Consider the following 2,928-nt stretch of genomic DNA (forward strand, 5'->3'; position numbering starts at 1 on the left):
CGAGTACGGCGACATGGTGCTCGACCTGGGGTTGCGGATGCGGGTGCACGCCCTGTCCGAGGCGCTCGCGGCCGTGCGCCTGCCGGGGATCGTCGACGTCACGCCGGGGGTGCGGTCGCTGCACGTGCACTTCGACCCGGAGGTGCTGCCCCAGCACCGGCTGCTCGGGACCCTGCAGGACCTCGAGACGGAACTGCCGGCCACCCACGATCTGGTGGTGCCCAGCCGCACCGTCCGGCTGCCGCTCTCGTTCGACGACCCGTCGATCTTCGAGGCGATCTCCCGCTACCACAGCGGTGTGCGCGACTCGGCGCCGTGGCTGCCGTCGAACACCGAGTTCATCCGGCGCATCAACGGACTCGACTCGGTCGAGCAGGTCCGCGACACGGTGTTCGACGCCGAGTACCTCGTCCTCGGCCTCGGCGACGTGTATCTCGGTGCGCCCCTGGCTGTTCCGCTCGATCCCCGGCACCGGCTCGTGACGACGAAGTACAACCCGGCGCGTACGTGGACCCCGTCGGACGCCGTGGGCATCGGCGGGAAGTACCTGTGCGTCTACGGCATGGAGTCCCCCGGCGGCTACCAGCTGATCGGGCGGACGGTGCCGATCTGGTCGGGGTACCGGCAGGCCGGCCCGTTCGAGGACGGCAAGCCGTGGCTGTTCCGCTTCTTCGACCGGATCGTGTGGGAACCGGTGAGCCCCGAGCAACTGCTCGAGTACCGCGCCGCGTCCCTGGCGGGCCGGTTCGACGCCGAGGTCTCCGAGGGCACGTTCGCCCTCGCCGACCACCTGCGGTTCCTGGCGGAGAACGCCGAGTCCATCGACGCGTTCCACGAGCGTCAGTCCGCGGCGTTCGAAACCGAGAAGCAGGCGTGGCACGCGGCCGGTGAGTTCGACCGCACCGAGCCGGCGCCGATCGAGGTGGTCGAGCCCGTCGACCCGCTCGCCGGGATGCCGGCGGGATCGGTCGTCGTCGAGGCCCCCATGGTCGGCAACGTGTGGCGGGTCGAGGTGGCAGAGGGCGAACGGGTCGCCGCCGACGACACCGCCGTCATCCTCGAGGCCATGAAGCTGGAAATGCCCGTGCCGGCAGCCGTCGAGGGGACCGTCCTGAAGGTCCTCGTCGGGCCGGGCGCGAAAGTCGCCCCCGGCACCCCCCTTCTCGTGATCGGAGCAGCATGAGCATCGTTGTGGAAAATGGACTTTCGGCTGCGCCGTCGTCGAGCAGGGCCCGGGCGGAGGCGGCGCTGCGCCGCCTCGGCGAGGTGGACCGGCCCGAGGTGTGGATCGCGCTGCGGCCGGCCGCGGATGTGCTCGCCGACGCCGACGCCGTGGACGCGCGCGTCGCGGCGGGCGAGGACCTGCCGCTCGCGGGCCTGCTCGTGGCGGTGAAGGACAACGTGGACGTCGCCGGACTACCCACCACGGCCGGCTGCCCCGAGTTCGCCTACACCCCCACGGACACCGCGTCGGGCGTCGCGCGCCTCGTCGATGCCGGTGCGGTGATCCTGGGCAAGACCAACCTCGACCAGTTCGCCACCGGACTCGTCGGCACCCGCAGCCCGTACGGGGCGGTGCGCTGTTCCTGGGATCCCGAACGCGTATCGGGCGGATCGAGTTCGGGCTCGGCGACCGCGGTCGCGCTGGGCATCGCGGACATCGGGATCGGCACGGACACCGCGGGATCCGGCCGGGTCCCGGCCGCGCTGCAGGGACTGGTGGGCATCAAGGCCACGCTCGGCGTGATCCCGGCCCACGGCGTGGTGCCGGCGTGCGTGGACTACGACTGCCTCACCGTGTTCGCCACGTCGCTCGACCTGGCCGTGACGGCGGCGAAGGTGATGGCCGGGCCGGAACCGCGCGACCCGCGCTCCCGGAGGTGGCCGTCGGACGTGCCGTTCGCCGCGCCGTCCACGCCGCGTGTGGCGGTGCCGCGCGCGGAGGACCTCGTCGAGTTGTGCGACGAGTATCGAGAGGCGTTCGCGCGCACCGTCGCCGCAGGACGTGCGGCGGGACTCGACGTGACCGAGGTCGACGTCTCGCCGCTGCTGGACGCGGCGACACTGCTCTACGACGGTGCCGTCGTCGCGCAGCGGTACGCGGCCGTCGGAGAGTTCCTGGCGACGAACCCCGCCGGGGCGGATCCGACGGTCGCGGCGATCGTCGCGGCCGCGGAGCGCCCCGCGGCGCACGAACTGGTGGCCGATCTCGACACCCTGACCCAGGCCAAGGCGTTCGCGGCGGACCTCCTCGACGGATTCGCCGGGCTGCTGCTGCCCACCACCACCGAGCATCCCACGATCGCGGCGGTACAGTCCGACCCGATCGGGATCAACCGGCGGATGGGCACATTCACGAACTTCTGCAATCTGCTCGACATGGCCGCGGTCGCGGTACCGGGTGCACCGACCGCCGAGGGCCATCCCTTCGGGGTGATGGTCGTGGTGCCGGCCTTCGCCGACCAGGTCGCCGTGGATCTCGCGGCGCGGTTGACGGGTGTCGCCGCGCCGGGATTCGCCTCCGGCGGGGTCGAGCTGGCGGTGTTCGGGGCGCACCTGCGCGACCAGCCGTTGCACTTCCAGCTCGAGGAGATCGGTGCCCGGTTCGTCGAGGAGGTCCACACGTCCGACGCGTACCGCCTGACGGCGCTGAACACCACTCCCCCGAAGCCCGGTCTCGTCCGCCACGGCGCCGGCCGGGGCGCGCCGATCGCCGGCGAGGTGTTCCGGGTCTCGGAGGCCGGCCTGGGCCGGTTCCTGGCCGCGCTGCCCGCGCCGATGACGCTGACCAGCGTCGAACTCTCGGACGGGCGGTGGGTCGTCGGATTCGGTTGCACGCACGACGCCGCGGTGGACGCCGTCGACATCACCGAGTTCGGCGGCTGGGTGGCCTACCGGACTCGCTGATTCCCGCGCTGAACCGGAATC

Annotated in this window: 2 protein-coding genes; both read left to right on the forward strand. The window is 72.2% G+C overall.

Translation table 11 applies throughout. The features are described from left to right. Nucleotides 1–1,183 (forward strand): carboxyltransferase domain-containing protein (locus CQZ88_RS20155; RefSeq protein WP_146034340.1); only part of this gene is annotated, 1,183 nt, incomplete at its 5' end. Further along, nucleotides 1,180–2,907 (forward strand): allophanate hydrolase, encoded by a 1,728-nt coding sequence (gene atzF, locus CQZ88_RS20160; RefSeq protein ID WP_102800208.1) that lies wholly within the window; start codon nucleotides 1,180–1,182, stop codon nucleotides 2,905–2,907. The genes CQZ88_RS20155 and atzF, both read left to right, overlap by 4 nt. Nucleotides 2,908–2,928: the final 21 nt, after the last annotated feature.

Source organism: Rhodococcus sp. ENV425, from assembly GCF_002887785.1.
GTDB classification, from domain to species: Bacteria; Actinomycetota; Actinomycetes; order Mycobacteriales; family Mycobacteriaceae; genus Rhodococcus; species Rhodococcus aetherivorans.

Excerpts from the sequence above, each read along its gene's own strand:
- atzF (WP_102800208.1), top strand. The coding sequence starts at position 1,180 with ATGAGCATCGTTGTGGAAAATGGACTTTCGGCTGCGCCGTCGTCGAGC.